At 68.8% G+C, this 23,414-nt stretch carries 23 protein-coding genes; 3 read left to right on the top strand and 20 right to left on the bottom strand.

Features of this window, described 5'->3' with window-relative positions; all coding sequences use genetic code 11:
- Positions 1-44: 44 nt before the first annotated feature.
- From wecB to ACV4UZ_RS16605, 14 genes are all read right to left on the bottom strand, one after another.
- Positions 45-1,154 (bottom strand): non-hydrolyzing UDP-N-acetylglucosamine 2-epimerase, encoded by a 1,110-nt coding sequence (gene wecB, locus ACV4UZ_RS16670; protein ID WP_491601913.1) that lies wholly within the window; start codon positions 1,152-1,154, stop codon positions 45-47.
- Positions 1,155-1,214: 60 nt separating this feature from the next.
- Positions 1,215-2,234 (bottom strand): UDP-glucose 4-epimerase GalE, encoded by a 1,020-nt coding sequence (gene galE, locus ACV4UZ_RS16665; protein WP_491601912.1) that lies wholly within the window; start codon positions 2,232-2,234, stop codon positions 1,215-1,217.
- An 8-nt stretch (positions 2,235-2,242) separates the two neighbouring features.
- The gene (locus tag ACV4UZ_RS16660) at positions 2,243-3,196 is read right to left on the bottom strand and encodes a UDP-glucuronic acid decarboxylase family protein (protein WP_491601911.1); all 954 of its coding nucleotides are present in this window, start codon (positions 3,194-3,196) and stop codon (positions 2,243-2,245) included.
- A 69-nt stretch (positions 3,197-3,265) separates the two neighbouring features.
- Positions 3,266-4,213 carry a Gfo/Idh/MocA family protein gene (locus ACV4UZ_RS16655; protein ID WP_491601910.1) on the bottom strand — a complete coding sequence of 316 codons (948 nt, stop codon included), beginning with the start codon at positions 4,211-4,213 and terminating at the stop codon, positions 3,266-3,268.
- Positions 4,191-5,252 carry an NAD-dependent epimerase/dehydratase family protein gene (locus tag ACV4UZ_RS16650; RefSeq protein ID WP_491601909.1) on the bottom strand — a complete coding sequence of 354 codons (1,062 nt, stop codon included), beginning with the start codon at positions 5,250-5,252 and terminating at the stop codon, positions 4,191-4,193. Before ACV4UZ_RS16650 ends, ACV4UZ_RS16655 begins: the two co-directional genes overlap by 23 nt.
- The gene (locus tag ACV4UZ_RS16645; protein ID WP_491601908.1) at positions 5,252-6,490 is read right to left on the bottom strand and encodes a methyltransferase domain-containing protein; all 1,239 of its coding nucleotides are present in this window, start codon (positions 6,488-6,490) and stop codon (positions 5,252-5,254) included. Before ACV4UZ_RS16645 ends, ACV4UZ_RS16650 begins: the two co-directional genes overlap by 1 nt.
- A gap of 4 nt (positions 6,491-6,494) precedes the next feature.
- Positions 6,495-6,974, bottom strand: a complete 480-nt coding sequence (locus ACV4UZ_RS16640) for a cupin domain-containing protein (protein WP_491601907.1) — start codon at positions 6,972-6,974, stop codon at positions 6,495-6,497.
- 13 nt (positions 6,975-6,987) lie between these two features.
- Complete coding sequence (locus ACV4UZ_RS16635; protein WP_491601906.1) at positions 6,988-7,698, bottom strand: glycosyltransferase family 2 protein; 711 nt, start codon at positions 7,696-7,698, stop codon at positions 6,988-6,990.
- 72 nt (positions 7,699-7,770) lie between these two features.
- Entirely contained in the window at positions 7,771-8,937 is a 1,167-nt protein-coding gene (locus tag ACV4UZ_RS16630) for a glycosyltransferase family 4 protein (RefSeq protein WP_491601905.1), read from the bottom strand.
- Positions 8,934-9,884, bottom strand: coding sequence for a glycosyltransferase family 9 protein (locus tag ACV4UZ_RS16625; RefSeq protein ID WP_491601904.1), 951 nt, complete (start codon positions 9,882-9,884; stop codon positions 8,934-8,936). The genes ACV4UZ_RS16630 and ACV4UZ_RS16625 overlap by 4 nt, the downstream gene beginning before the upstream one ends.
- Before the next feature lie 3 nt (positions 9,885-9,887).
- A complete protein-coding gene (locus ACV4UZ_RS16620) occupies positions 9,888-11,159 on the bottom strand; it encodes a nucleotide sugar dehydrogenase (protein ID WP_491601903.1) in 1,272 nt (423 codons plus the stop codon).
- Between the two features lie 79 nt (positions 11,160-11,238).
- Entirely contained in the window at positions 11,239-12,498 is a 1,260-nt protein-coding gene (locus ACV4UZ_RS16615; RefSeq protein ID WP_491601902.1) for a glycosyltransferase family 4 protein, read from the bottom strand.
- A complete protein-coding gene (locus ACV4UZ_RS16610) occupies positions 12,480-13,028 on the bottom strand; it encodes a D-glycero-alpha-D-manno-heptose-1,7-bisphosphate 7-phosphatase (protein WP_491601901.1) in 549 nt (182 codons plus the stop codon). The genes ACV4UZ_RS16615 and ACV4UZ_RS16610 overlap by 19 nt, the downstream gene beginning before the upstream one ends.
- Positions 13,025-14,341, bottom strand: coding sequence for an RsmB/NOP family class I SAM-dependent RNA methyltransferase (locus ACV4UZ_RS16605; protein WP_491601900.1), 1,317 nt, complete (start codon positions 14,339-14,341; stop codon positions 13,025-13,027). The genes ACV4UZ_RS16610 and ACV4UZ_RS16605 overlap by 4 nt, the downstream gene beginning before the upstream one ends.
- Before the next feature lie 106 nt (positions 14,342-14,447).
- Between ACV4UZ_RS16605 and asnB the strand changes: the two genes are divergently transcribed.
- On the top strand, positions 14,448-16,343 hold the full coding sequence (asnB, locus tag ACV4UZ_RS16600) for an asparagine synthase (glutamine-hydrolyzing) (protein ID WP_491601899.1): 1,896 nt from the start codon (positions 14,448-14,450) through the stop codon (positions 16,341-16,343).
- The gene (locus tag ACV4UZ_RS16595) at positions 16,343-17,545 is read left to right on the top strand and encodes a hypothetical protein (protein ID WP_491601898.1); all 1,203 of its coding nucleotides are present in this window, start codon (positions 16,343-16,345) and stop codon (positions 17,543-17,545) included. The genes asnB and ACV4UZ_RS16595 overlap by 1 nt, the downstream gene beginning before the upstream one ends.
- Here the strand turns inward: ACV4UZ_RS16595 and ACV4UZ_RS16590 are convergent.
- Complete coding sequence (locus ACV4UZ_RS16590) at positions 17,501-18,481, bottom strand: FkbM family methyltransferase (RefSeq protein WP_491601897.1); 981 nt, start codon at positions 18,479-18,481, stop codon at positions 17,501-17,503. The genes ACV4UZ_RS16595 and ACV4UZ_RS16590 overlap by 45 nt on opposite strands.
- An 8-nt stretch (positions 18,482-18,489) precedes the next feature.
- Positions 18,490-19,566, bottom strand: coding sequence for a radical SAM/SPASM domain-containing protein (locus tag ACV4UZ_RS16585; RefSeq protein ID WP_491601896.1), 1,077 nt, complete (start codon positions 19,564-19,566; stop codon positions 18,490-18,492).
- A 187-nt stretch (positions 19,567-19,753) separates the two neighbouring features.
- Between ACV4UZ_RS16585 and ACV4UZ_RS16580 the strand changes: the two genes are divergently transcribed.
- Positions 19,754-21,040, top strand: a complete 1,287-nt coding sequence (locus ACV4UZ_RS16580; RefSeq protein ID WP_491601895.1) for an O-antigen ligase family protein — start codon at positions 19,754-19,756, stop codon at positions 21,038-21,040.
- On the opposite strand, the gene ACV4UZ_RS16575 is transcribed toward ACV4UZ_RS16580, so the two are convergent.
- Genes ACV4UZ_RS16575 through ACV4UZ_RS16560 form a run of 4 tightly spaced genes read right to left on the bottom strand, consistent with a single transcriptional unit; the run spans position 20,971 to position 23,407 of the window.
- A complete protein-coding gene (locus ACV4UZ_RS16575; RefSeq protein WP_491601894.1) occupies positions 20,971-22,038 on the bottom strand; it encodes a glycosyltransferase in 1,068 nt (355 codons plus the stop codon). The genes ACV4UZ_RS16580 and ACV4UZ_RS16575 overlap by 70 nt on opposite strands.
- A 5-nt stretch (positions 22,039-22,043) precedes the next feature.
- Positions 22,044-22,325 carry a type II toxin-antitoxin system RelE/ParE family toxin gene (locus ACV4UZ_RS16570; protein ID WP_491601893.1) on the bottom strand — a complete coding sequence of 94 codons (282 nt, stop codon included), beginning with the start codon at positions 22,323-22,325 and terminating at the stop codon, positions 22,044-22,046.
- Positions 22,318-22,596: a CopG family ribbon-helix-helix protein gene (locus ACV4UZ_RS16565; protein ID WP_491601892.1), complete on the bottom strand. Its 279-nt coding sequence runs from the start codon at positions 22,594-22,596 to the stop codon at positions 22,318-22,320. Before ACV4UZ_RS16565 ends, ACV4UZ_RS16570 begins: the two co-directional genes overlap by 8 nt.
- 55 nt (positions 22,597-22,651) lie before the next feature.
- A complete protein-coding gene (locus tag ACV4UZ_RS16560; protein WP_491601891.1) occupies positions 22,652-23,407 on the bottom strand; it encodes a glycosyltransferase family 2 protein in 756 nt (251 codons plus the stop codon).
- Between the last annotated feature and the right edge of the window lie 7 nt (positions 23,408-23,414).

Here is a 23,414-nt window from a genome sequence, read left to right as displayed (position 1 = left end):
TGCCGCCAGGACATGCCAAGGCAGAAGTCGTCTTGCTGGCAGGCTCAAAAGCGCGACTCCAGGATTTTGACGATACGCGACGCGGCCTGTCCGTCCCAAAATTCAGGGACCCGCCCGGCCTTGCCCCGCCCGGCGCGGAGGGCGGCCATGGCTTCTGCGATGAGGCTCCGATCCTGGCCGACAATGGTATTGGTGCCTTCGGTGACGGTGATGGGGCGTTCCGTTGAGTCGCGTAGGGTCAGGCACGCCACGCCCAGCGCCGTCGTCTCTTCCTGAATGCCGCCCGAATCGGTCAGAACGACCTTGGCTGCCGACATCAAGCCCAACATGGCCAGATAGCCGGCCGGCGGCAGGGCCAGGACATTGGGGGCGGCCAGCCGATCCTCGAGCCCGAAAGCGCGGATGCGGGCCAGGGTGCGCGGATGAAGGGGAAACACCACCGGCAGGTCGTCGCCGATGTCGTGAAATGCCTCCAGGAGAATGCCCAGCACCCGGGGGTCATCCACATTGGACGGCCGGTGCAAGGTGGCAACGGCGAAGGCCGAGGGGCACGTCAGGCCGGCTGCGGCCAGGGTCTCGGCGGGGGCGACCGCCCGCTCGAGATGGGCCTTGAGCGAATCGATCATCACGTTGCCGGAAAAATGGATTTTTGCCGGGTCGATGCCTTCGCGGGCCAGGTTGTCGGCGGCCGATCTCTCGGTGGTGAAGAGCAGATCGGAAATCTGGTCCGTGAGGATACGGTTGATTTCCTCGGGCATGGAGCGGTCGCCCGAGCGCAATCCGGCTTCCACATGGGCGACGGGAACGCCCTTCTTCACCGCCACCAGGGCGCAGGCCAGGGTCGAATTGACGTCGCCAACAACCAGCACGATCGGATCGGCGACCGCGTCGAGCACCGGTTCGAACCGCTTCATGACCTCGGCTGTCTGGACCGCGTGGCTGGCGGAGCCGACTTCCAGGTTGACGTCGGGGCGGGGCATGCCGAGATCGATGAAGAAGCCATCGTTCATCTGGGGGTCGTAGTGCTGGCCAGTGTGAACCAGATACGGCACCAGTCGGGACGATTGGCGCAAGGCAGCGACGATGGGCGCGACCTTCATGTAATTGGGCCGGGCACCGACGACGCAGATGACCGTTCTGGGTGGCTGGTTCATCGAGAAGGCGTTCTCAAGGGGAAATCCGATGGGCGCACATATATACCGGCCGGCCGAATGCTAATCCAGCGGCATCGAAGGCCTTGGCCCACGGGCCGGGGCCTTCTCCCGGCGTTCCATCCAGGCCCAGGCATGGGCGACCATGGTGTCCAGGTCGGTGATCTTCGCCCGCCAGTTCAGGTCCCGGAGGGCGAGGGAGGCATCGGCCACCAGCATGGGGAGGTCGCCGGCGCGACGCGGCGCTTCGGCGACCGGCACCCGACGGCCGCTAACCCGCTCCACCGCCGCCACCACCTCGCGCACCGAATGGCCCCGGCCGCTACCCAGATTGACGGTTAGCGGCCGGTCGCCCGTCACCAGGCGGTCAAGGGCCAGCAGATGGGCGCGGGCCAGGTCGTGGACATGGACGTAGTCGCGCACGCAGGTGCCGTCGGGAGTGGAGTAATCGGTGCCGAACAGGGTGAGGCCGGGGCCATGTCCCGCCGCCGCCGCCAGCGCCAGGGGAATCAGGTGGGTCTCGGGATGGTGGCGCTCGCCCAATTCGCCCTCGGGATCGGCCCCGGCGGCGTTGAAGTAGCGCAGGATCATGGGCCGAATGCCATGGGCGGCGGCGTGATCCTCCAGGATGCGCTCCACCACCATCTTGGTGGTGCCGTAGGGGCTGACCGGGTCACGGCGATGGGTCTCGTCCAGGGGCAGGCGCTCTGGCTGGCCGTAGACGGCGCAGGTGCTGCTGAACAGGATGTCGCCCACTCCGTGGCGCCGCATGGCTTCGACCAGGGTCAGCGAGCCCAGTACGTTGACGTCGTAATAGAGAGCGGGCCGGCGGACCGAATCGCTGACCTCGATCAGGCTGGCGAAATGGGCGATGGCCACCGGCCGATGCCGGGCGAAGACCTCGTCCAGGCGGGCGGCATCGCGGATGTCGCCCACCTCCAGCGGTCCCCAACGCACCGCATCCCCATGGCCGTTGCTCAAATCGTCATAGGTGACGGGCAGGTAACCCTGCCCGGCGGCCATCTTGCAGAAGTGACTGCCGATGAAGCCCGCGCCACCGCAGACCAGGATGGGACGGACCATCGGAACACTCAGCTGGCGGTGATGCGCGACTTGAAATAGGCGATGGTGCGCTTCAGGCCGTCCTCCAGCGGGATGGTCGGCTGCCAGTGCAGCACGTTCTGGGCCAGGGTGATGTTGGGCTGGCGCTGCCTGGGATCGTCGGCGGGCAGCGGCATGAACACCAGCTTCGACTTCGACCCGGTGAGCCGCAGCACCGCCTCGGCCAGTTCCAGCATGGTGAACTCGCCGGGATTGCCCAGGTTGATGGGGCCGGTCACGTCGTCGCCCGAGTTCATCAGGCGGATGAACCCCTCGATCAGGTCGTCGCAGAAGCAGAAGGAACGGGTCTGGCTGCCGTCGCCGTAAATGGTGATGTCGCGGCCTTCCAGCGCCTGGACGATGAAGTTGGAGACCACCCGGCCGTCGTTGGGGTGCATGCGCGGGCCGTAGGTGTTGAAGATGCGCGCCACCTTGATGCGCAGGCTGTGCTGGCGCCAGTAATCGAAGAACAGGGTCTCGGCGCAGCGCTTGCCCTCGTCGTAGCAGGCGCGCGGGCCGATGGTGTTGACGGAGCCGCGATAATCCTCGGGCTGGGGATGGATTTCCGGGTCGCCGTAGACCTCCGAGGTGGAGGCCTGGAAGATCTTGGCGCCGACGCGCTTGGCCAGACCCAGCATGTTGATGGCGCCATGGACCGAGGTCTTCGTGGTCTGGACGGGGTCGCGCTGATAGTGGATGGGCGAGGCCGGGCAGGCCAGATTGTAGATCTCATCCACCTCCACGTAGAGCGGGAAGGTGACGTCGTGGCGGATCAGCTCGAAATAGGGATTGCCGAGCAGGTGGGCGATGTTCTCCTTGGTGCCGGTGAAGAAATTATCCACGCACAGCACGTCGCACTTTTCGGCCAGCAGCCGCTCGCACAGATGCGACCCCAGGAATCCGGCCCCGCCCGTCACCAGTACCCGCTTGCGACCATAGCTCATGAAGATCGTCCTTAAGGCTATCCCGCCGTCTCCGTTGAGCCGGCGCGTGTAGATGACAACAATCCGGGCCTAGCCGCAAGCCCCCAAAACCCGCACCACCCGCACGCCCAGGCCGATGGGGCTGGGGCCATCGGCGGGGCGGCGGACGGCCTCGGAGAACAGCCGCACGGCGCGGGTCAGCGGCATCTCGCCCTCCACCGCCAGGGTCTCGCCCGGACCGGCGGGCCAGGCGAAGCTGGAATCGGCCGGATGCAGGGTGAGGCGGTCGGCGGCCAGATCGTCCATGAGCAGCGTTCCGGATCGGCCGAACACCGCGAAGCGGCGGCACTTGTCCATGGTGTTGCACAGACGCGCCCTGGCCTCGACGGCGCCGAACGCCAGAGTCAGGGTGACGTCGCCGGTCTCGCCGCCCTCCCTTTCACCGCGTGCCGCCCAGTTGGCGGAGATCCGCTCGGGGTCGCTCCCCATCAGGTCGAGCAGCATGGAGACGTCGTGGGCCCCCCAATCCCACAGCATGGGCACGCCGCCCTGGCGGTAGGGGCCGTGATTGCCGGCTTCCGAGCGGATGGCCCGGACGGGGCCGATGGCGGGAAGGGCCGCTTTCAAGGCGTGCCAGGCCGGGTTGAACAGCTGGGTATGCTCGACCCAGACCGTCACGCCGGCGGCATGGGCGGCGGCGGCGATGGATTCGGCCTCGGCCACGTCGAGGGTCAGGGGCTTTTCCACCAGCACGGCCTTGCCGGCGGCGATGGCGGCCAGGGTGATTTCGGCATGGGTGGCGGGCGGGGTGGCGACGATCACCGCCTCCACCTCGGGGGCGGTGACGGTGGTGCGCCAGTCGGAATCGACCACGCAACCCGGCGGGACCAGGGCGCGGCTGTCCGGGTTGGAACTGGCAAGCCGCGCCAGCGCCGTGCCGGGCAGGCCGGCGATGGTGCGGATGTAGTTGCGCCCCCAGCGCCCCGCCCCGATCAGGGCGAGGCGGACGGGGTCCTCACTGCTCGCCGGTGTAGACACCGTCGGCCCAGGTCAGGAAGCGGCGCAAACCTTCGTTCAGCTCCACCGAGGGCTCGAACTTGAGCTGCAGCTTGGCCTTGCGGATGTCGGGGCAGCGGCGGTTGGGTTCGTCGGCGGGATAGGAATCCGGGTACTCGATGATGTTGTGGGCCACCGGCTTGCCGATCACCTGGGAGATGCGCTCGACCAGCTCGACCATGGAGATCTCGGGCTTGGGGTTGCCGACGTTGTAGGCCTCGCCGGGCACGCCGCGCAGGATCACCAGCAGGAAGCCCACCATGGCGTCGGTGATGTAGCAGAAGGTGCGCGTCTGGTTGCCCGAGCCGTAGACGTTGAGCGGATGGCCGCCCTTGATGCGGTTGGCGAAGTTGGGCAGCACCCGGTAGTCGGTCTCCTGCATGCCGGGGCCGAAGACGTTGAACGGGCGGATGGTGTTGGTCTTGGTGCCGTGCTCGCCGTGGAAGATGTAGCACAGGGTCTCGCCCACCCGCTTGGACTCGTCGTAGCAGGCGCGCGGACCCTGGCACGACACGTGGCCGCGATAGCTTTCCGGGGTGGGAACGTGCTTGGGGTCCGGGTCGCCGTAGATCTCGGACGACGAGAAGAAGGTGAAGCGGGCGTTGTGCTCCTGGGCCAGCTCCAGCATGCGCCGCGTGCCGGTAATGGCCACTTCCAGCGTCGCCAGGGGATGGGCGCGGTAGTAGAACGGGCTGGCGATGCCGGCGGCGTGGATCACGTAGTCCAGGGCACCCTTCCATTTCAGGGGCTGGATGACGTCGTGCTGGATGAACTCGGTATGGGGGTATTCGGCGACGTTGGCGCCTTCCTTGCCGGCGGTGATCAGGTTGTCGGCCGCCACCAGCTTGACCGGCTTCTTCAGCACGTTCCTGTTCAGATAGGCGAAAATTTCCATGAAATAGCGGCCGAGAAAGCCGCGCCCGCCGGTGAGCAGAACGGTCTTGCCCGCGAAATCATGGGCGGTGTCGCCCAGGCGCTCGCAGATTTCCTGGATGTCGGACTGCAGCAGAAATTCGGCCATCACACGACCTCGACCTTGGGAATGGGAACGATGAATTTGCCGCCCGCCTCGCGGAAGGCGGCGTTCTTGGCGATGATCGGCCGGGCGAAGTTCCAGGCCAGGATCACCAGATAGTCGGGAGCCTTGGCGAAGCCCTCCGCCGACGACACCACGGGAATGTGCATGCCGGGCGAGTACAGGCCCTGCTTCAGGGGGCTGTCGTCGATGATGAAGTCCACCAGTTCCGGCCCGATGCCGAAATGGTACATCAGCGTGGTGGCCTTGGCCGGCGCGCCGAAGCCGCCGATGCGCTTGCCCTCCGCCTTGAGGCGCTTCAGCAGCGCGTTCAGCTCGGCGCCCAGCGCCTCGATGTCGGCGGCGAACTTGGAAAGCGTCGCGGCCTTGTCCAGGCCCAGCCGCTCTTCCAGGGCGAGCAGTTCGCCCACCGAGGGGCCGACGGGGCGGGGGCCGCCCTTCAGCTGGGCGATGCCGCGCAGGGACCCGCCATGGCTGTCGACGCGCACCGCCTCGATCAGCTCCATGCCCTTGGCGGCGAAGAAGCGCACCAGCGGACCCACCGAGTGATAGTCCAGATGCTCGTGGTAGATGGTGTCGAACAGGGTCTTCTCGAACACGTCCACCAGATAGGACACCTCGAAGACGAACACGCCCGATGGCGACAGCAGGCCGCGCACCCCGTCCACCACGCCCGAGAGGTCGTCGATATGGGCGAAGACGTTGTTGGCGGTGATCACCTCGGCCTTGCCGTGGGCGGCGGCGATCTCCGCTCCCAGTTCAGCGCCGAAGAAGCCGCAGAGGGTGGGAATGCCGCGCGCCGTGGCGTCGGCGGAGATTTCCTGCGCCGGGTCGATGCCCAGCACCCGCATGCCCGCCTTCTGGAAGAAGGACAGCAGGGTGCCGTCATTGGAGCCGATGTCCAGCACCAGCCCGCCCGCCGCCGGCTTGAAGCTTTCCATCACGAAGGCGGCGTATTCCTCGAAATGCTTCACGAAGACCGGCGAGGTGCCGGATACGTAGACGTAGTGCTCGAACAGGATGCGCGGGTCCACCACGTCGAGAATCTGCACATGGGCGCAGTCCTCGCAGAAGAACACATCGAGGGGGAAGCGCTCCTGCGGCTTGCCCAGTTCGGTGGCCGGGACGAAGGCGTTGGCGGGGGGCGTGGGCGCCAGGCGCACCACCTCGGTCAGGCGCTTCGAGCCGCACAGGCGGCAGGTGTCGCGGCGGTGGTGACTCATGGTCTTACTTGTCGCCCGGCTTCCACGAGGTCAGGCCATCGGTGGCCAGCAGGTCGATGCGCACCACGTCGGCCTCGTACGCCGCCTGGTCGCGGGAATTGCGCGACAGCGTCAGGAAGGTGCAGTCCTCGGGGAACACCATGCCGTGATCGACCATGGGAGGCGTGAACACCATCTCGCCCGCCTTGACGATCATCCGGGTGGGCTCTTCCTGGCTGCCCGTCGGGCGGTGCCAGTACTCGATGGAGCCCGAGACCACGTAGCAGTAATGCCAGTCGGTCTTATGATAGTGGTTGGCGCGAAGGCTGCCCTTCTTGGACTCGATCAGCACCGCGCTCTTCATCAGGCGGTCGACCAGCGGCTGGATGGTGCCGCGGGCGTCGGTGAAGGCCTTCTCCAGCTTCACCACGCGGTCGAAGGGCGGCCAGGACAGTTTCTCTTCCTCGGTCACCGGCTCGATGTCGTGGTAGTGGTCGTGGGACATGCAATCGGTCTCCCTAACGGATGAAGCGTTCGCGGATGATGGTGGCGAAGACGGCGATGACGTGATGGGCCTTGATCTTCTTGCCCTCGGCATAGGTGCGGCCATGATACGAGATGGGCGTCTCGTAGAACACCTTGCCCGCCACCACCGCCCGGGACAGGATCTCGGCGTGCTGCTCCCACCCGGCGGTGCGCAAGGCCGCTCCGTCCACCAGCGACCGGCGGTAGCACAGATAGCATGAATAGATGTCGGAAAACGTGGTGTTGTTCAGCACGTTGAACAGGAAGGTGATCGCCCAGTTGCCGACCTTGTGCCAGAAATAGAACACCCTGGTGTATTGGGGCGCGGCGAAGCGCGAGCCCATCACCACGTCGGCGCCGAAATCGCGCACCGGCTTCAGCAGGCGGGCGTAATCGTCGGGGTCGTATTCCAGGTCGGCGTCCTGGAACAGCACGAACTCGCCGCCGGCCTCCGCCAGCCCCGCCTTGACCGCCGCGCCCTTGCCGCCGTTGGGCTGATGCACCACCCGGTCGTAAAGCTCGGGCCGGGCGTCGAGAATCTCGCGCGTGCGGTCCTTGGAGCCGTCATTGACCACCACGATCTCCAGCTCGATGCCGGGAATGCGTTGGGCACGCACCCGCTCCAGCACCTGGGCGATGGTCTTTTCCTCGTTGTAGGCGGGAATGACGACGCTGACCCGGATCGGGGAGGAGGACTCGGACAAGGACTACCTCGGGCAGGAACAGGGTCAGCAGACGGCCCTTCTAAGCCACAGGTCAGGCGGGAATGCAAGCGGTTAGGGCGTATCGCCCCAACACTCGGCCCAGGCCTCGGCCAGGGTCGCGGCGAAGCGCCGGTGGGAATAGCGGGTTTCGGCCAGCGTCCGGGCCTTGGCGCCCAGGCGGGAACGCAGTTCCCGGTCGGCGGCGAGACGGGTCAGGGCCTCGGCCATTCCGGCGGCGTCGTCCACCAGCAGGCCGGTCTCGCCGGGGATGACGTAATCCTCGGGGCCGCCACAGCGGGTGGAAACCACCGGCAGGCCCGATGCCATGGCCTCCATGCCGACGATACCGAATCCCTCCTGGTGCGAGGGAATGGCGAACAGGTCGAGGCCGGAATAGAAGGCCGGCAACTGATCGAGGGTCAGCTCGCCCGCCAGTTCCACCCGCCCCGCCAGGCGGGGATCGTTCAATTTTGCCGCCAGTTCGCCTTGCGGCACGGCGCCGGCCAGGCGCAGGCACAGGCCGGGGCTTCGGGCCACCGCCTCGATCAGCAGGCCGAGATTCTTGCGCGGGTCGTTGAGTCGCGCGGCGAAGCCCACCCATCCGGCCGGGACGGGCCGGGCCGGCGGGCGGAAACGGTCGCAATCCACCGGAATGGGCATCACCGGACAGGGGCCGGCGCCCATGGCTTCGAACAGCCGCGCCGTGTGGCCGCTCACCGGGCGGATGCGGCCGGTGCCGGCCAGGATGGCGCGTTCCATGCGGGCCTGCACCGGGCCGACCACCGCCTCGTCGATCAGACGGCGCGGCCAGGGCATGGCGGCGCGGCGGTCGCGGCGGTCCTCGATCATGGTGGCGGCGCACCAGGTGACATGAGGCAGACCCGCCGCCGCCAGGGGATGGGAGGCCAGCACCGTGCCGCCCACCGCGATGTGGCGGTCATGGGCGGCGATCAGGCGGTCCCAGCGCTCGGACGGCAGGTAGTAGGGAAATTCCAGTTCGGGGAAGCGGCAGCCCACCGCCACCGCCGGGACACCGTCCCAGATGGTCCGCTCCAGGGTTCCGGGGCGGCGCCAGAAACGCCACGCGGGGACCACCAGGGCGGGGTGGTCGGAGAGGGTGGCGTAATAGGCCACGGTCACGTCGTGGCCAAGGCGCTTCAGGTGATCGACCAGGATGCGGCACTTGGCGGGCACCCCTCCGGCGAAGGGGGGCAGGGTGACCACCAGGACGCGGCTCATGGCTTCATCCCGGTCAGGAGGGCGCGGGCCGCCTCCGCCACCCTGGCCACCTCCAGGTCGAGCATCAGGCACTCGGAGCGCCGGTGGTCGAAATCGGGCGCGTGGCAGATGTCCTCGAAGCTGCGTGGCCCGCGCACCGAGGCGCAGTGGGGGCCGAAGGGGCCGTAGAACACTTCCGAGGACGGGCCGAACAGGCCGAGCGTGGGCACGCCCGAGGCCGCCGCGATGTGCATCAGCCCGGAATCGTTGCCCACATACAGGCTGGCCCGCTTGAGGCAGGCGTGAAGGGTGGCCAGGTCCACCTTGCCGATCAGGTCGAGGCGCCGTTCCAGTGGAACGGAATCGATCAGCGGCCCAAGGGAGGAGCGCTCGGAATCGGCGCCGAACAGCGCCACCCTGGCCCCGGCCAGGATGCCGCCCGCGCCGGTGAGGTCGAGGGCCAGCCGGGCAAACCGCTCGGCCGGCCATTGCTTGGGCGCCCAATTGGCGCCGGGTCCCAGCGCCAGGATGGGGCCATGACCCATCAGCCGGGCGGCCTCTTCCTCCTGGGCGGGGGTGGACCACAGGACGGGGGCCAGCGGACGGTCGAGGCCCAGCAGGGCCGAGAGATGCAGCAGGCGGTGCCTGGGCTCCCACGACGACTTGATGATCCTGCGGCTGAAGGTGGGCACCAGCCAGCCGAGACCCGAGCCGCGCAGGTCGATCACCTGGTGCCAGAAGGTGCCGGCGGTCTGCCGCCACAGCTCGAGCCAATGGCCGGCGCGCTTGCGCTTGACCATGGGAATGACCCTGTCCACGAAGGGAGCCGCCTCGAACAATCCCGCCGCCGCCTGTCCGCAGGCCACGGTGAAGCGGGCCTGCGGGTGCCGCTCCGCCAGATGGGCCAGCAGGCCGGTGGACAGCACCGCATCGCCGATGCGGCTGGCGGTGACGAACAGGATGCGCAACGGCTACAGCCGCCAGAGACGGAGGGAGTCCGGAATGTCCATGCCGCGCCACATGCCCTTGACGTCGGCCACCAGCCCGCCGGGGCGGACCAGGGTGGCGAAGCTCTCCTCCGAGAAGGCCACGTAGGGCTGGTGCGGCACGGCGCCCACCAGGCAGTCGTAGCCGGCGGCCCCGTCCAGGCTGGGCATCAGGGTCTCGGCATATTCGTGCTCGGCTTCGGCCGGGTCGGCGAAGGGGTCGTGGACTTCCACCGCGTGGCCCTTGGCCCGGAGCGCGCGGATGACGTCCACCACCTTGGAATTGCGCAAGTCGGGGACGTTCTCCTTGAAGGTCAGGCCCAGCACCAGGACGCGCGACGGTCCCGCCAGCTGGGCCGAGACGCGCTCGGCGATCCATTCGCCCATGCCGTCGTTGATCCGCCGCCCCGACAGGATGATTTCGGGGTGGTGGCCGTTGTCCTGGGCGCATTGGGCCAGATAGAAGGGATCGACGCCGATGCAGTGGCCGCCCACCAGGCCGGGCTTGAAGTTGAGGAAGTTCCACTTGGTGGCCGACGCGTCCAGCACGTCGAAGACCGAGATTCCCAGCTTCTGGAAGATCATGGTGATCTCGTTGATGAAGGCGATGTTGATGTCGCGCTGGGCGTTCTCGATCACCTTGGCGGCTTCTGCCACCTTGATGGAAGCGGCGGGGAACACGCCGCCGGTGGTCACCGAGCCGTAAACGCGGGCCAGCAGCGCGGTCACCTCGGGGGTCTGGCCGGCGATCACCTTGGTGATGCGGTCAACGGTGTGCTCGCGGTCGCCCGGGTTGATGCGCTCGGGGCTGTAGCCCAGGAAGAAGTCGGTGCCGCATTTGAGGCCCGAATGCTTCTCCAGCTCGGGGCCGCAGATGTCCTCGGTGACGCCGGGATAGACGGTGCTTTCGAACACCACCACCGCGCCCTTCCTCATGGCCTGGCCCACCGAACGGCAGGCGGACAGCACCGGCCTGAGGTCGGGGCGGTTGTCCGCATCCACCGGGGTGGGCACCGTGACGATGTAGACGTCCTGGCCGGCGATGTCGTCGGTCCTGGCCGACAGGCGCATGGTGCTGGCCCGCAGGCGCGACGCTTCCACCTCGCCGGTGCGGTCGAAGCCCTTGTGCAGTTCATTGATGCGGCCCTGGTCGATGTCGAACCCGATGGTGGGGAAGTGGCGGGCGATGGCCACGGCCAGCGGCAGGCCGACATAGCCCAGGCCGATGACGGCGATCCGCGACGACGGGGTGGACATGGAAGGGGCTCCTGATGACGTATCTGGATGGGGTTGTGGACAAGGCTGCCCCTCCCCGTCAACGAAAAGATAAGGGACTCTAGCCCTCGACGGTGCCGGCCTGGGTGGGGCCGCGTCCGGCGACCACCATCTCCAGCACCGTGATGAACAGCTCGGCCTGACGCTCGCGGGTATGGGACGAGGCGGCGGCCAGACTGGCCTCGGCCAGCGCCTTGCGCGTCCCATGGTCGTCGGCCAGACGGCGCGCCGCGGCGGCCAGCCCGTCCGGGTCGGCGGCGGGCACGAACAGCCCGGCCTTGTCGGCCTCGACGATGTGCGAGGCCTCGCCCCGGGGCGCCACCAGCAGCAGGGGCAGGCCCATGCCCATGGCCTCGAACATCTTGGACGGGATGACCTCGGCGAAGGCGGGCGAATCCTTCAGATGGATCAGCGCCACGTCGCACAGGGACCACACGGCGGGCATGCGCTCCTTGGGCTGGGGCGGGCCGAACACCACGTTGGAGAGATGGCGCCGCGCCGCCTCGTCCTTCAGCATCTGGCGCTCGGCGCCGTTGCCCACCAGCAGGAAGCGGATATGGGGCGCGGTTTCCTTCAGCCGTTCGGCGGCGTCCAGCACGTTGATCAGGCCATGGGCCATGCCGTGGGTGCCCACATAGCCGATGACGAAGGTGTCCTTGAGATTCCATTCGGCCTCCAGCGCCTCATCCCTGGGGCGCGGCGCATAGCGGGGCAGGTCGACGCCGTTGATCACCACGGCGATCTTCTCGGCCGGGATGTGGCGGCGGGTCAGGTCGGCCTTGAAGGCCCGGGTCAGCGCCACCACGGCGGCCGAACGGCGGTAGAGGAACAGTTCCAGCGCCTCGATGGCGCGGATCACCGGGCTGTCCTTCATGGCGCCCACGGCGGTGATGGAACGCGGCCACAGATCGCCCAGCTCGAAGACGAAGGGCACCCGGCGCAATCCCGCCAGCATCCAGCCGCCCACGGCGGCGAAGAATTGCGGGCTGGTGGACACCACCACGTCGGGGCGCTTCTCGAACAGGCCGACCGCCACCGCCATGACCATGAAGGACAGGAAGTCGATGATGCGCTTCGCGAAGCCTTCGTTGGGGGCGATGTAGGTCTTGACCCGCACCACCCTTATGCCCTGGTGGTCGGTGATCTGCCGCCAGCGGTTCTCCCAGCCGTCGAACAGCTTGCCGCCGGGGAAGTTGGGGGCCGAGGTCAGCACCGTCACCTCGTGGCCCGCCCTGATCCAATAGAGCGCCCGCTCCGACACCCGGGTGGCGGCGGCGTTGGTCTCGGGCGGGAAGTTCTCGGTCAGGAAAAGGATGCGCATGCCAGCATCTTCTCGATGACGTCCACCGCCTGGGGCAGGTCGTCCACCACGTAATCGGCCTTGGTGCCGTCGACGAATTTGGGGCCGTGGCCGGTGCGGACGAGGAAGCTCCTGGCGCCCACCGCGTGGCCCATTTCCACGTCCACCTCCTTGTCGCCGATCATGAAGGCCTGGGTCGGGTCGAAGTGATGGTCGGCCACCGCCTGATCCACCATGCCGGGCAGCGGCTTGCGGCAGGCGCAATCGTCGTCCGGGCCGTGGGGGCAGATGTAGAGCCCGTCGATCATGGCGCCCTCCGCCTCCAGCAGGCGGTACAGGCGGTCGTGTATCTCCTCCAGCCGGGCCAGGTCGAAATAGCCGCGCGCGATCCCCGACTGGTTGGTGACCACCACCACGCCCAGGCCCAGCATGTTCAGCCGGCGGATGGCGCGGCCCACGCCGGGGTAAAGCTCCAACTGGTCGGGATCGGACAGGTAATGCTTCTCGACGTTGATGGTCCCGTCGCGGTCGATGAGGGCGAAGCGCTTCATGAAATCTTCTCCAGTCGCGCGGCGAAGAATGCATCCATGCCGCCCCGGGCGGCAAGATGGCAGGGCAGGGTGCGCAGATCGCCCTCGGGCGTCACCAGCTCGGCCAGCCCGCCCACCTCCTCGGGCCGGATGGGGACGCGCTTCAGCGGCGCACCCTCGGCCAGCAGGGCGGCGATCTGCTCCGGCCCTTCCTCGGGCTCCAGGGAGCAGGTGCAGTAGACCAGGGTGCCGCCGGGCTTCAGCATGGGAATGGCGGCCCGCAGCAGGCGGGCCTGCACCCCGGCCAGCTTCATCACCTCGGCCGGGTTCTTGTGGCGGGCCACGTCGGGGTGGCGGCGCAGCGTGCCGGTGGCCGAGCACGGCGCGTCCAGCAGAATGGCGTCGAAGAGCGCGGGCGGCGTCCAGGCGCCGGCATCGGCCTCGACCACCTTGGCCGACAATCCCAGGCGCTTGAGGTTTTCGGCGAGGCGGACGAGGCGCTTGGCCGAGCGGTCGAGGGCGGTGACCTGCGCCCCGGCGACGGCCAGCTGCAAGGCCTTGCCGCCGGGGGCGGCGCACAGGTCGGCGACGGATTTGCCCCCAACGTAGCCCAGCAGGCGGGCGGGCAGGGCGGCGGCGGCGTCCTGCACCCACCACGCCGCGTCGTTGAAGCCGGGCAGGGCGGCGATGGAACCGCCGGCGGCGCGGCGCAGCGAACCGGTGGGCAGAATCTCGGCTTCCAGCGTCTCGGCCCAGCCTCGGGCGTCGGCCGCCACGGTGATGTCCACCGGCGCCTCGGCCAGATGGGCGGCGGCGATGGCCCGCGCCGTCTCCTCGCCATAAGCGCGGCACCACGAGCGCCACAGCCATTCCGGGGTGTCGAGCAGGGCCGCGTCCTGGGCGGCGACCAGTTCGCGGCCCTCGCGGTCCAGGCGGCGCAGCACGGCGTTCAACAGCTTGGCGAAGCCCGCCTGGCTGCCGCCCTTGACCAGATCCACCGTGGTGGAGATGGCGGCGTGCGGTGCCACGTCCAGGAACAAGAGCTGGCAGATGCCGAGGCGCAGCGCGTGCTCGGCCCAGGCGGCGCCGGCCCGCATGGGCTTGTCCACGCAATGGGCGATCAGGTCGTCGATCTGGCCGAGGCGGCGCAGCGTGGTGCCCAGCAGCAGGCGCACGAAGCCCCGGTCGCGCTCGTCCAGCCTGGCGAGGCGGGGATCGTCCAGCACCTCGTCCAGCAGGCGGCCCTTGTCGAGCACGGCGGACAGCAGATCGACGGCGACCGATCGGGGAGACTGGGGGGCGCGGGGCGTGGCGGGCGGGCGGCGTGATTTCATGGGGCAACCCTTACCCGATCCGGGGAACAAGGGCAATTGCCGGGCGGCTTGCGCCCGGTCCGGGGCTGGGGTACACGGGACCGGTATCAGCGGGGGATCAGGCCCTATGTGCGGCATCGCGGGCATCATCGCCGACCGGCCGGTGAACACCGGGGCGGTCGAGGCCATGATCGGGCGGCTGGTCCATCGCGGCCCCGACGACCGGGGTCTGTGGCGGTCCGCCGACGGAAGGGCCGTGCTGGGCCACCGGCGGCTCGCCATCCTCGACACCTCGGCGGCCGGGCACCAGCCCATGGAGCGGGACGGCCTCGTCGTGGTGTTCAACGGCGAGATCTACAATTTCCTGGAAATCCGGGCCGAGTTGGCGGCGTTGGGCGAGGTGTTCACCTCCGGCAGCGACACCGAGGTGCTGCTGGCCGCCTATGGCCGCTGGGGCGAGGCATGTTTCGACCGCCTCAACGGCATGTTCGCCATCGCGCTTTTCGATCCCCGCCGCCGCCTTCTGGTCTGCGCGCGCGACCGTTTCGGCGAAAAGCCGCTGCTGTTCGCGGCCCGACCGGGCCTGTTCGCCTTCGCGTCCGAATACAAGGCGCTGCTGGCCCTGGCCCAGGTGGGGCGCGAGGTGGACCAGCTGGCGCTGATGCGCTTCCTGCATCGTCCCACCACCGGGCTGGACGACGGGCGCTCCACCGCCTTTCCCGCCATCATGCAATTGCTGCCGGGCGAGAGGCTGGTGCTCGATCTGGACAGCCTGGAGTGGTCGGTGTCGCGCTATTGGAGCGTGGAGCGTGATTCCGCCCTGGCCGGAATCGGCATGGCGGAAGCCGCCGCCCGCTTCCGCGAGCTGCTGACCGATTCCATCCGGCTGCGCCTGCGGTCCGACGTGCCGGTAGGGTCGTGCCTGTCGGGCGGGCTGGATTCGGGCTCCATCATCTGTCTGGCGCGCCGGCTGCTGGGCGATGACGCGCCCTATCACGTCTTCACCGGGCGGTTTCCGGGGACCAGGGCCGACGAGTGGGAGTTCGCCCGCCTGACCGCCGAGGCCAACGGCGCCATCGTCCATCACACCGAGCCCGATGCCGCCGGCTTCCTGGCCGACCTCGCCGCCTTCGCCTGGGCCAACGAGTTGCCGGTGGGCAGCGCCAGCCAGTACGCCCAGTACCGGGTGTTCCAGCTGGCCAAGCAGGCCGGAGTCACCGTGCTGCTGGACGGCCAGGGCGCCGACGAGATCCTGGGCGGCTACGAGCAGTATTTCGCCCCCTACCTGCTGTCCCTGCCGGACGGTGAACGGGCGGCGGAGGAGGCGGCCATCCGCGCCCGCTACCCCGCCGGGCTGGATTCGCCGCGTCAGGCCCTGTCCAAGGCCCTGCCGCTGGGACTGCGCCACCGTCTGGCCAGTTGGGGCGGCAAGGGCAGCGACCTGCTGTTCGGCCTGTCCCCCGATCTCGCCGCCCGGGTGGCCGAGGCCAATACGGTGCCACCGGCTCCGCCCGGCTGGCCGCCCCTGGCGGCGGCCCTGGCCCGGGATTCCTTCGCCGCCCATCTGCCGGTGCTGCTGCGCTATGGCGACCGCAATTCCATGGCCCATTCCCGCGAGGTGCGGCTGCCCTTCTGCGACCACCGCATCGCCGCTTTCGCCCTGTCGCTGGACCCCCGCCTGCTGATGGGCGAGGCCCAGACCAAGCGGCTGCTGCGCGAGGCCATGAAGGGCATCCTGCCCGAGGCGGTGCGCACCCGCTGGAACAAGCAGGGCTTCCTGCCGCCCCAGGACCTGTGGTTCGCGCAAGGATTGGTGGAGGAGGCGGAACGGGTGATCGAGGACCCGTCCTTCGCGGCCTCGGGCACCTGGAACGTCTCCTGGTGGCGTAGCGTCCTCCGCAGGTTCCGGGCGGGCGAGGGGCATCTGGGCTGGGTGCTGTGGCGACCCTTGATGCTGGAATCCTGGCGCGCTCACTTCCTGGGGCGCATCGCATCCGAGGCGCCGGTGGAGGCGCTGTCCTGATGCGGGCGGTTCTGGTCAACCATTGTCATCCCGACACGCCGCATGTGTGCGCCACCCGCATGGCCCGCTTCGCCGAGGCGCTGGCGGCGCGGGGCTGGCGGGTGGTGCTGCTGACCGAGACCCTGGAGGGCCGCCCCGCCGAACACCGGCCGGAGGGGCTGGCGGCGGCGCTGGAGGGGCATGACTGGCGATCGCCTTTCCGTCTGGCCTGCGCTCCCCGCTCCGACCGCCTGCTCTCCGCCTTCCGCGACGGAATCCTGCCGCCGCCGCTGCGCAAGGTGGTGGCGGCGGGCTACTACCTGTTGCGGGGCGGGGTGTTCACCGACTGGCGCGACGGCAGCCGCCCGTACTGGCCGAGCCTCGCCGAGGCGTTCCGTCCCCAGGTGGTATGGGCGACCTTCGGCAATACCGACGCGCTGGCCATCGGGCGGGGTATCGCCCATCTGGCCGGCTGCCCCTGGGTGATGGACGTCAAGGACCCGTGGAGCGTGTTCATACCGGCGCCGATCCGTCACCTGCTGGCCCGGCGGTTCCAGGACGCGGCGGCGCTGACCGCCCTGTCGTCCGGCCATGCCCGCGAGGCGGAGCCCTGGTTCGGCCCGGCCCGGGTGATCCACAGCGGCATCGGCGAGGCCCTGCTGGCCCCCATGCCGCCGCCCGGTCCCGAACGCCGCCTGCTGCTGCTGGGCGGGCTCTATGGTCAGGCGGAACTGGAGGAACTGCTGAAGGGCGTGGGGCGCTGGCGGGGGGCGGGGCCGCTGACCCTGACCTATGCCGGCGCCGAGACCGCGCGCTTCGCCGAGGCCGCCGGGCGGCTGGTGCCCCATGCCGCCATCGAGGCGCCGGGTTGGCGGACTCTCGACGAGATCCGGGCACTGGCGGCCCGGTCCTGGGCGACGCTTTACGTGCGCACGCCGCGCGCCCTGTTCCAGCACAAGCTGTTCGAGCTAATCAGTCTGGCCCGGCCCGTCATCTGCCTGCCGCCCGAGGGCGACGAGGCGCAAGGGCTGGCGTCCGAACTGGGGGGCGTGCTGCTGGGATGCGCCGATGCCGAGGCTGTGGCGGCGGCGCTGGCCACCTGCCCCCGGTTCTGCCCCCCCGACCTCGCCGCCCTCGCCCATTACGGCTGGGACGGGCAGGCGGCGGTGCTCGATGCCCTATTTCAGGAACAGATGGAGGGCCGAGCGGCCATAGGTCCATAGCAGCCGCAGATGCCGCGCCGCTGACTGGCGCCAGATCATGCGGCCACAGGCTTTCGATGCCTCGGCCACCAGGGGCTCGGGAGGCTGGCCCAGCCACGCGGCGACGGCGGGGCGCGACAGGATGGTCAAGGCGTGGTCGAAGAAGCCGTGGGCCATGGCCAGCGCCGCCAGCTGGAACAGGCGTTCGGGCTCGGCCACCGTGTCGGGATCGCGCAGGAGAAGGTAGTCGCCCTGCATCAGCACGCCCCGGCTGTAGGGAATGGCGCCGCCGCCCGCCTGGGGATGGATGACGTAGCCCTGGACGCGCCAGTGGCGGGGCGCCAGGAAATCCAGCAGCTCGAATCCCTGGCTCCGCAGGAACAGCTCGATCTCGGCGGCGATGGGCTGGCCGTGACGGAAGCGCCGGAAGCCCACCTCGATCTTGATGGCCAGCAGCGAGGCCAGGGTGGCGGGCGCCGCCTTCAGGATGTCCAGCTCGGCGCCTTCCACGTCGATCTTGAGATAGGCGGGCTGGCCGATTCCCGCCTCCGCCAGGGCGGAATCCAGGGTGCGGCAGGAAATGGGCAGGGTGCGCACCACCTCGAAGAATTGCGGCTTGGCGAAGGCCTGGCCGATGGACGGATCGGGCCGCAACAGCGAGGTGGAGACCGGATCGCGGGTGATGTGGAGAACCTGCTCGCCATCGGCTCCGCCAATGGCGACGGGCAGATGCCGCAGCGAGCGCCAGGAACCCTTGGGCTGCTCGGCCAGGCGGGCGAAGGCCTCGGGCTCGGGCTCGAAGCCCACCGCGTCCACGGCGAAGGCCATGGCCCCCAGATCGGGCTCGAACCCCCCGCGCGAGCCGATGTCCAGGCAGGCCAGCGGATGGCGGTCCAGCAGGGCACCCAGGGCCAGGGGGCGGAACAGGTCGGTGGCGGGCGCGTCGGGGGAGGACATGGCGGGCGTCAGTCCTGGCGAAGGAAGGTGTGGAACCGCTCGAGGCTCATGGAGCCCAGGGGCGAGGCGTCCCTGATCCGGCGGTCGTAGATGCTGCGGTAGAACGAGCAGCCCTTGCAGGTCTCGGGGAAGTCGCCCTTCTGCTGGCGCTCGATCAGGCCGGTATAGGCGGGATTGCGCGCCGACAGGATGGTCGCGAGGTCGTTCCTGCCGAGGTCGCCGATGATCAGGTCCTCGCCCACCGAGCGGCAGGCGCAGGCGTTGACCCGCCCGTCGGCCAGGATCTGAATGTTGAAGAACGGTTCGATACAGGCGCCGTTCTTGGGAATCAGGCGGCCCCTGATCAGCCGCATGTCCAGTCCGCCCAGATCGGCTTCCTTCACCAGCCCGCCCCAATCGTCCAGGCTGGACTGCACCGAGACCGGCACCCCCATTCCCGCCAGCCGGCCCAGCACCGCGTGCAGTTCACCGGTGGTCGGGCCGTCCAGGCGGTAGTGGCGCTCGGTGCGCACGCAGATGGACAGCCCGGCGGGGACCTTGTCCCCATCGGCCAGGGCGGCGATGGTTTCCAGATTGGCGATCAGGCGGCGGAACTGCGCCTCGCCCCGCCCGGTGATGCGGCGGAAGGTCTCGAAATCGTGGCCGTAGATGCTGATCTGGAACATCTCAAGGCAGGGCAGGGCGAGGATTTCCTCGAGCTGTCCGACCGAGGCGCCGATCAGGTTGGTGTAGAGGATGATGCCGGGGCCATTCTCCATTTCGTCCAGCAGGCGCAGCTTGTCGACGATGCCCTTGTCCATGAACACGTCGCCGTTGATGGGGGTCAGCACCAGGCGGGGAAAGCCCATGGCGCTTCCCTGAGCGACGTAATCGCGGAACTTGTCCATGTCCAGGGTCAGGCGGGGGTGCAGGCCCAGGCGGTAGGTGCAGAAGCTGCATTCCAGATTGCAATGGCTGGTGGGCTCGATGAACAGCATGGTGCGCGGATGGGGCACGTGGCTGCGCCCCGCGAGCCGGCCGAGCACGGTGTGGAACGCCGTGGACAGGGCAAGGCGCAGCGTCGCATGGAGGTTCCGGAATCTCATGATCGGCGCTGTGCGGATTGGGGCGTCCTGATGCGGAAGGGCGTATCCTAGATCGGAACGGAGGGGATTTCATCCCCATTGTCCGCCGGGGCCGTCGCTGGACGCCCCGGGGTTTCTGTGCTAGCCAACCCCCCTGCGTCCACAATGGCGGAAATCCGGCACGATGTTCAGGGCGGAGGGTTCGACGATGATCGCCGGGTGGTGGGCCGCCGCCAGGGACGGATCCCCGGGCTTCATGGCCTTCATCCTGTCCGGCATCGCTCTGGCCCTGATGCCCCTGCTGGCCTATGTCAACCGCGGCACGGTGGTGCTGCTGATCATCGTGGCGGTGGCCGGGGCATGGGGCCTGATGCGGTGCCGGATGTTTCCCAAGCCCCCGGGTCCGGGAGTCGGCTTCGCCGTTCTGGCCTTCATCGCCTGGGGTGGTCTCAGCGCCCTGTGGGAAGCGACGTCCGGGCTGGCCCTGCCCAGGACGGTGCAGATCGGCTCGCTGGTCGGTGCCGGTATCCTGGCCCTGGCCGCGGCGTCGCGCCTGGACGAGACCGGGCGCCGCTGGGTCGCCCGGTGCCTTTCGGCGGCCATGCTGCTGTTCTTCGCGGTGATTCTGGCCGATCTGCTGAGCCGGGGCGCCGTGGATGACTTCGTCATGCGCCTTAGGGGGCAGCCCCCGTCCAAGTTCCGGGTGCTGAGCCATTTCAAGATCGGCATATCGGTGTTCGGCATCCTGCTGGCCCCCCTGCTGGTCTGGCACTGGCGCCGGCGGAACTGGGCGGCGATTCTTGTCCTGCCCCTCGGCCTTGCCGGATGCGGGCTGGCGGTGGGCAGCAATACCGGGCTGGTGGCGGCCGCCCTGGCGGGGCTGATCCTGCCGCTGGCGATCTATCGTCGCCGGCTGGTGGCCTCGGTTCTGGCCGTGATCCTGGCGACGGGCTTTCTGGCGACGCCGGTGGCGGTGGCCAACATGCCGCCGCTGTTCGAGCTGGCGGCCAAGACGCGCTTCCTGCCCAATTCCATGTTCCACCGCTTCGCCATCTGGAACTTCACCGCCGAACGGATCGCCGAGCATCCGGTCATCGGCTGGGGCTTGGATGCCTCGCGGGAACTGCCGGGGGGCAATTCCTACATCAAGCTTCCGGCCTGGGGGGGCGACGTGGTGATGGATGTGGAGGGCCTCGCCCTGCCGCTGCATCCCCACAACCTGTTCCTGCAGGTCTGGGTGGAGGTGGGGGGCGTCGGCGCGCTGATCATGCTGTGCGGCGCCCTCGCCCTGGTGCACAGGCTGTCCCGGTCACCCTCCGCCGGACCGGCCGGGATGGCCATGATGGCCGGCACGCTGGTGGTGGGGGCGTCGAGCTTCGGGGCGTGGCAGGCGTGGTGGCTGGCCTGCCAGTGGCTGTTCGCGGTCTATTGCGTGGCGCTGACCGGCGAGGGCGGGGCCAGCCGGCCGATGCGCTCGAACTCGGCCGCCGCCTGATCCCAGCGCCACGCGCGCTGTTTCTCCAGGCAGGCCCGGTGCATTCGGCGCCACAGGGCATCCTCGGTGAGAATGCGGATGCCGGCTTCGGCGAAGGCATCGTCGCCCCGCAGGCAATGACCGGTCACGCCCTCGATGACGCGCTCGTTCATGCAGGCGATGTCGCCCAGCACGGCGGGTACGCCCATGGCCTGGGCCTCGGCCACCGCCGAGCAGAAGGTCTCGCCGATGTCGCCGCGATAAAGGAGCGCCCGGGCGGCGGCCAGCTCGCCGACCAGCTGGGTCTTGGGGACAGGCCCGCGCAGGATCACGCCCAGCTCCTTCATGGCGGCGGCCTTGTCCAATACCACGGCCATGCGGTCGGCCTTGGCCGCTCCGGCCGCGCCGTAGGTGGCGGTGCCGGCGAAGACGTGCAGTTCGGCGTCGGGCACCGCCGGGCGGATGCGCCGCTCCCACAGATCCAGCAGCCAGTCGAGGCCGCGCATGGGATTGGAGGTGAAGACCACCCGGGGCGGCGGTGGCTCGGTCCGCTCCGTGGCGTGGCAGAACAGGTCGGTCAGGCCGTAGGGCACGGTTTCCCGCCCGCCGGCCATGGCATAGGAGGGATAGGTGGAGGCGTGGCTGGCCCCCGAGAAGACGATCACCGGCAGGCGCAAGGCCAGCTTCCACTGATAGCGCCACTTCATCAGGTAGCCGGCGGGATTGTGAATCCAGAAGATGGTGCGCTTGGCGCCCGCGCACAGGCGGATCAGCTTGTCGCCGCGATTGGCGATGTAGAGATCGGCGCGATCGGGCACGCCCCGGGACAAGGGCCTCCAGGTGACGCCCCGGTGGACCTTCTCCGCCTCGCACTTGTTGCAGACCAGCACGTCGTGGCCGCGCGCCGCCAGGGCGTTGGCCATCTCGATGAACGAGGTCTCGGCCCCGCCCAGCGGCCGCTCCTCCAATGTCGCGCCGTCGAAGGTGATGCCGTCGTCGGTCATGACGATGCGGGCCATGGGGGCTATTCCTTCGGCTCGGCCTGACGGCCGTGGCGGATGTCGATGATTTCCGGCGTTCCGCCCTTGGTTCGGACGGTCAGCACATAGGGGCCGACCACCAGTCGCCGGGTGTCGGGAATGAGACCGGGCGATCCGATATTGGGATGCTCGGCCAGGGTCTTGCGGGCGGCACGGATCATGGAAACGATCTTGCGGGCGGCCTTATCGTTGTGTTGCGCGATATAGGCGGTTTCACGCCGCAGATAGTCGATGACCGAAGGTGAAAGGCTGGCGAGTCTAGGCAACTTTTGACCTGCGTTGCACTGCGGCGTCGATGATCGCGTCCAATTCGTCCATGGCCTCGTCGAAATCGACGCCCTCGCCGCGATCCAGGGCGGCGATGCCCTCCAGCTCGCGCAGCACGTCGGCCCCCTCGGTCTCCAGGTACTGCTTCAGGGCGCGCAGCATCACCCACGAGCGGTCGCGCTCCATGCCCTTGGCGATGGTGTCGAAGGCTTCCACCAATTCGGCGGGAACGCGCAGCGAAATCTGGGTCTTGGCGGCGGGTTCGGTCATGGGGGCCTCCTGGGATGCGGCGTCATTCATCGTATCACAGCGCATGACGCGACGCCTATTCCTTCTCGTACCGGGCCTTGAAGTGGGACAGCAGGGGATAGAGGCCGGCGCAGATGGCGATGATCAGGCCGTAGCCGCCCTCCTTCCAGCCGCCGCGCCGCACATAGCACTTGAAGAAGCGCGAGACCAGCCGGCGGAGGTTGGACGCGGTCGAGCCCCAGGTCTCGCCCCGGTCGCGCAGGTCGCGGGCCTTGGCGGTGGAATAGGAATCCAGGCGGCGGATCATGTCCGAGATGTTCTTGTCCACGTAATGCTGCAGCCGGTTCTCCAGCATTGGCCCCTTCTTGCCGCACCAGACCAGCGAGGGGTGGACGCGGTCGCGGCCCCAGGTCTTGGCTTTCTTGCGGAACAGGCCGGGATAGGCGGCCTTGCCGTAGCTTGCACCCCAGCCGTGGCGGACCAGACGTTCGCCGATGTAATTGTCCACCGGGATCTCGTGCCAGTCGAAGGACGTGGTGGCGATGACCCGGCGGATTTCCTCGGCCAAGGCGGGGGGCACGTGCTCGTCGGCGTCCACCTCCAGCACCCATTCGGTGTCGCAGGCGGCAATGCCGGTGTTGCGGCGGTCGCCTTCCAGGTCCCAGCGCCCCTCGACGATCCTTGCCCCGAAGGCCAGGGCGATGTCCTTGGTCCCGTCGGTGCACTTGTCCAGCACCACCACCACCCGATCGGCGAAGCGCAGCTTGTCCAGGCAGGCGGGCAGGCGCTTCTCCTCGTTGCAGACGACGACCAGGGCGGTCAGCGTGGTCATGGCGACA

Source organism: Paramagnetospirillum sp., from assembly GCF_058402745.1.
This window is presented reverse-complemented; position numbering and strand designations above follow the sequence as displayed.

Bases quoted from the DNA above. Each gene is read 5' to 3' on its own strand.
- ACV4UZ_RS16660 (WP_491601911.1), bottom strand. From the start codon at position 3,196: ATGAGCTATGGTCGCAAGCGGGTACTGGTGACGGGCGGGGCCGGATTC.
- ACV4UZ_RS16575 (WP_491601894.1), bottom strand. From the start codon at position 22,038: ATGGCCCGCATCGTCATGACCGACGACGGCATCACCTTCGACGGCGCG.
- asnB (WP_491601899.1), top strand. From the start codon at position 14,448: ATGTGCGGCATCGCGGGCATCATCGCCGACCGGCCGGTGAACACCGGG.
- ACV4UZ_RS16640 (WP_491601907.1), bottom strand. From the start codon at position 6,974: ATGTCCCACGACCACTACCACGACATCGAGCCGGTGACCGAGGAAGAG.
- ACV4UZ_RS16615 (WP_491601902.1), bottom strand. From the start codon at position 12,498: ATGCGCATCCTTTTCCTGACCGAGAACTTCCCGCCCGAGACCAACGCC.
- ACV4UZ_RS16590 (WP_491601897.1), bottom strand. From the start codon at position 18,481: ATGTCCTCCCCCGACGCGCCCGCCACCGACCTGTTCCGCCCCCTGGCC.
- ACV4UZ_RS16610 (WP_491601901.1), bottom strand. From the start codon at position 13,028: ATGAAGCGCTTCGCCCTCATCGACCGCGACGGGACCATCAACGTCGAG.
- ACV4UZ_RS16565 (WP_491601892.1), bottom strand. From the start codon at position 22,596: ATGACCGAACCCGCCGCCAAGACCCAGATTTCGCTGCGCGTTCCCGCC.
- ACV4UZ_RS16560 (WP_491601891.1), bottom strand. From the start codon at position 23,407: ATGACCACGCTGACCGCCCTGGTCGTCGTCTGCAACGAGGAGAAGCGC.
- ACV4UZ_RS16645 (WP_491601908.1), bottom strand. From the start codon at position 6,490: ATGAGTCACCACCGCCGCGACACCTGCCGCCTGTGCGGCTCGAAGCGC.
- ACV4UZ_RS16650 (WP_491601909.1), bottom strand. From the start codon at position 5,252: ATGGCCGAATTTCTGCTGCAGTCCGACATCCAGGAAATCTGCGAGCGC.
- ACV4UZ_RS16605 (WP_491601900.1), bottom strand. From the start codon at position 14,341: ATGAAATCACGCCGCCCGCCCGCCACGCCCCGCGCCCCCCAGTCTCCC.
- ACV4UZ_RS16595 (WP_491601898.1), top strand. From the start codon at position 16,343: ATGCGGGCGGTTCTGGTCAACCATTGTCATCCCGACACGCCGCATGTG.
- ACV4UZ_RS16580 (WP_491601895.1), top strand. From the start codon at position 19,754: ATGATCGCCGGGTGGTGGGCCGCCGCCAGGGACGGATCCCCGGGCTTC.
- galE (WP_491601912.1), bottom strand. From the start codon at position 2,234: ATGGTCCGTCCCATCCTGGTCTGCGGTGGCGCGGGCTTCATCGGCAGT.
- ACV4UZ_RS16630 (WP_491601905.1), bottom strand. From the start codon at position 8,937: ATGAGCCGCGTCCTGGTGGTCACCCTGCCCCCCTTCGCCGGAGGGGTG.
- ACV4UZ_RS16620 (WP_491601903.1), bottom strand. From the start codon at position 11,159: ATGTCCACCCCGTCGTCGCGGATCGCCGTCATCGGCCTGGGCTATGTC.
- wecB (WP_491601913.1), bottom strand. From the start codon at position 1,154: ATGAACCAGCCACCCAGAACGGTCATCTGCGTCGTCGGTGCCCGGCCC.
- ACV4UZ_RS16585 (WP_491601896.1), bottom strand. From the start codon at position 19,566: ATGAGATTCCGGAACCTCCATGCGACGCTGCGCCTTGCCCTGTCCACG.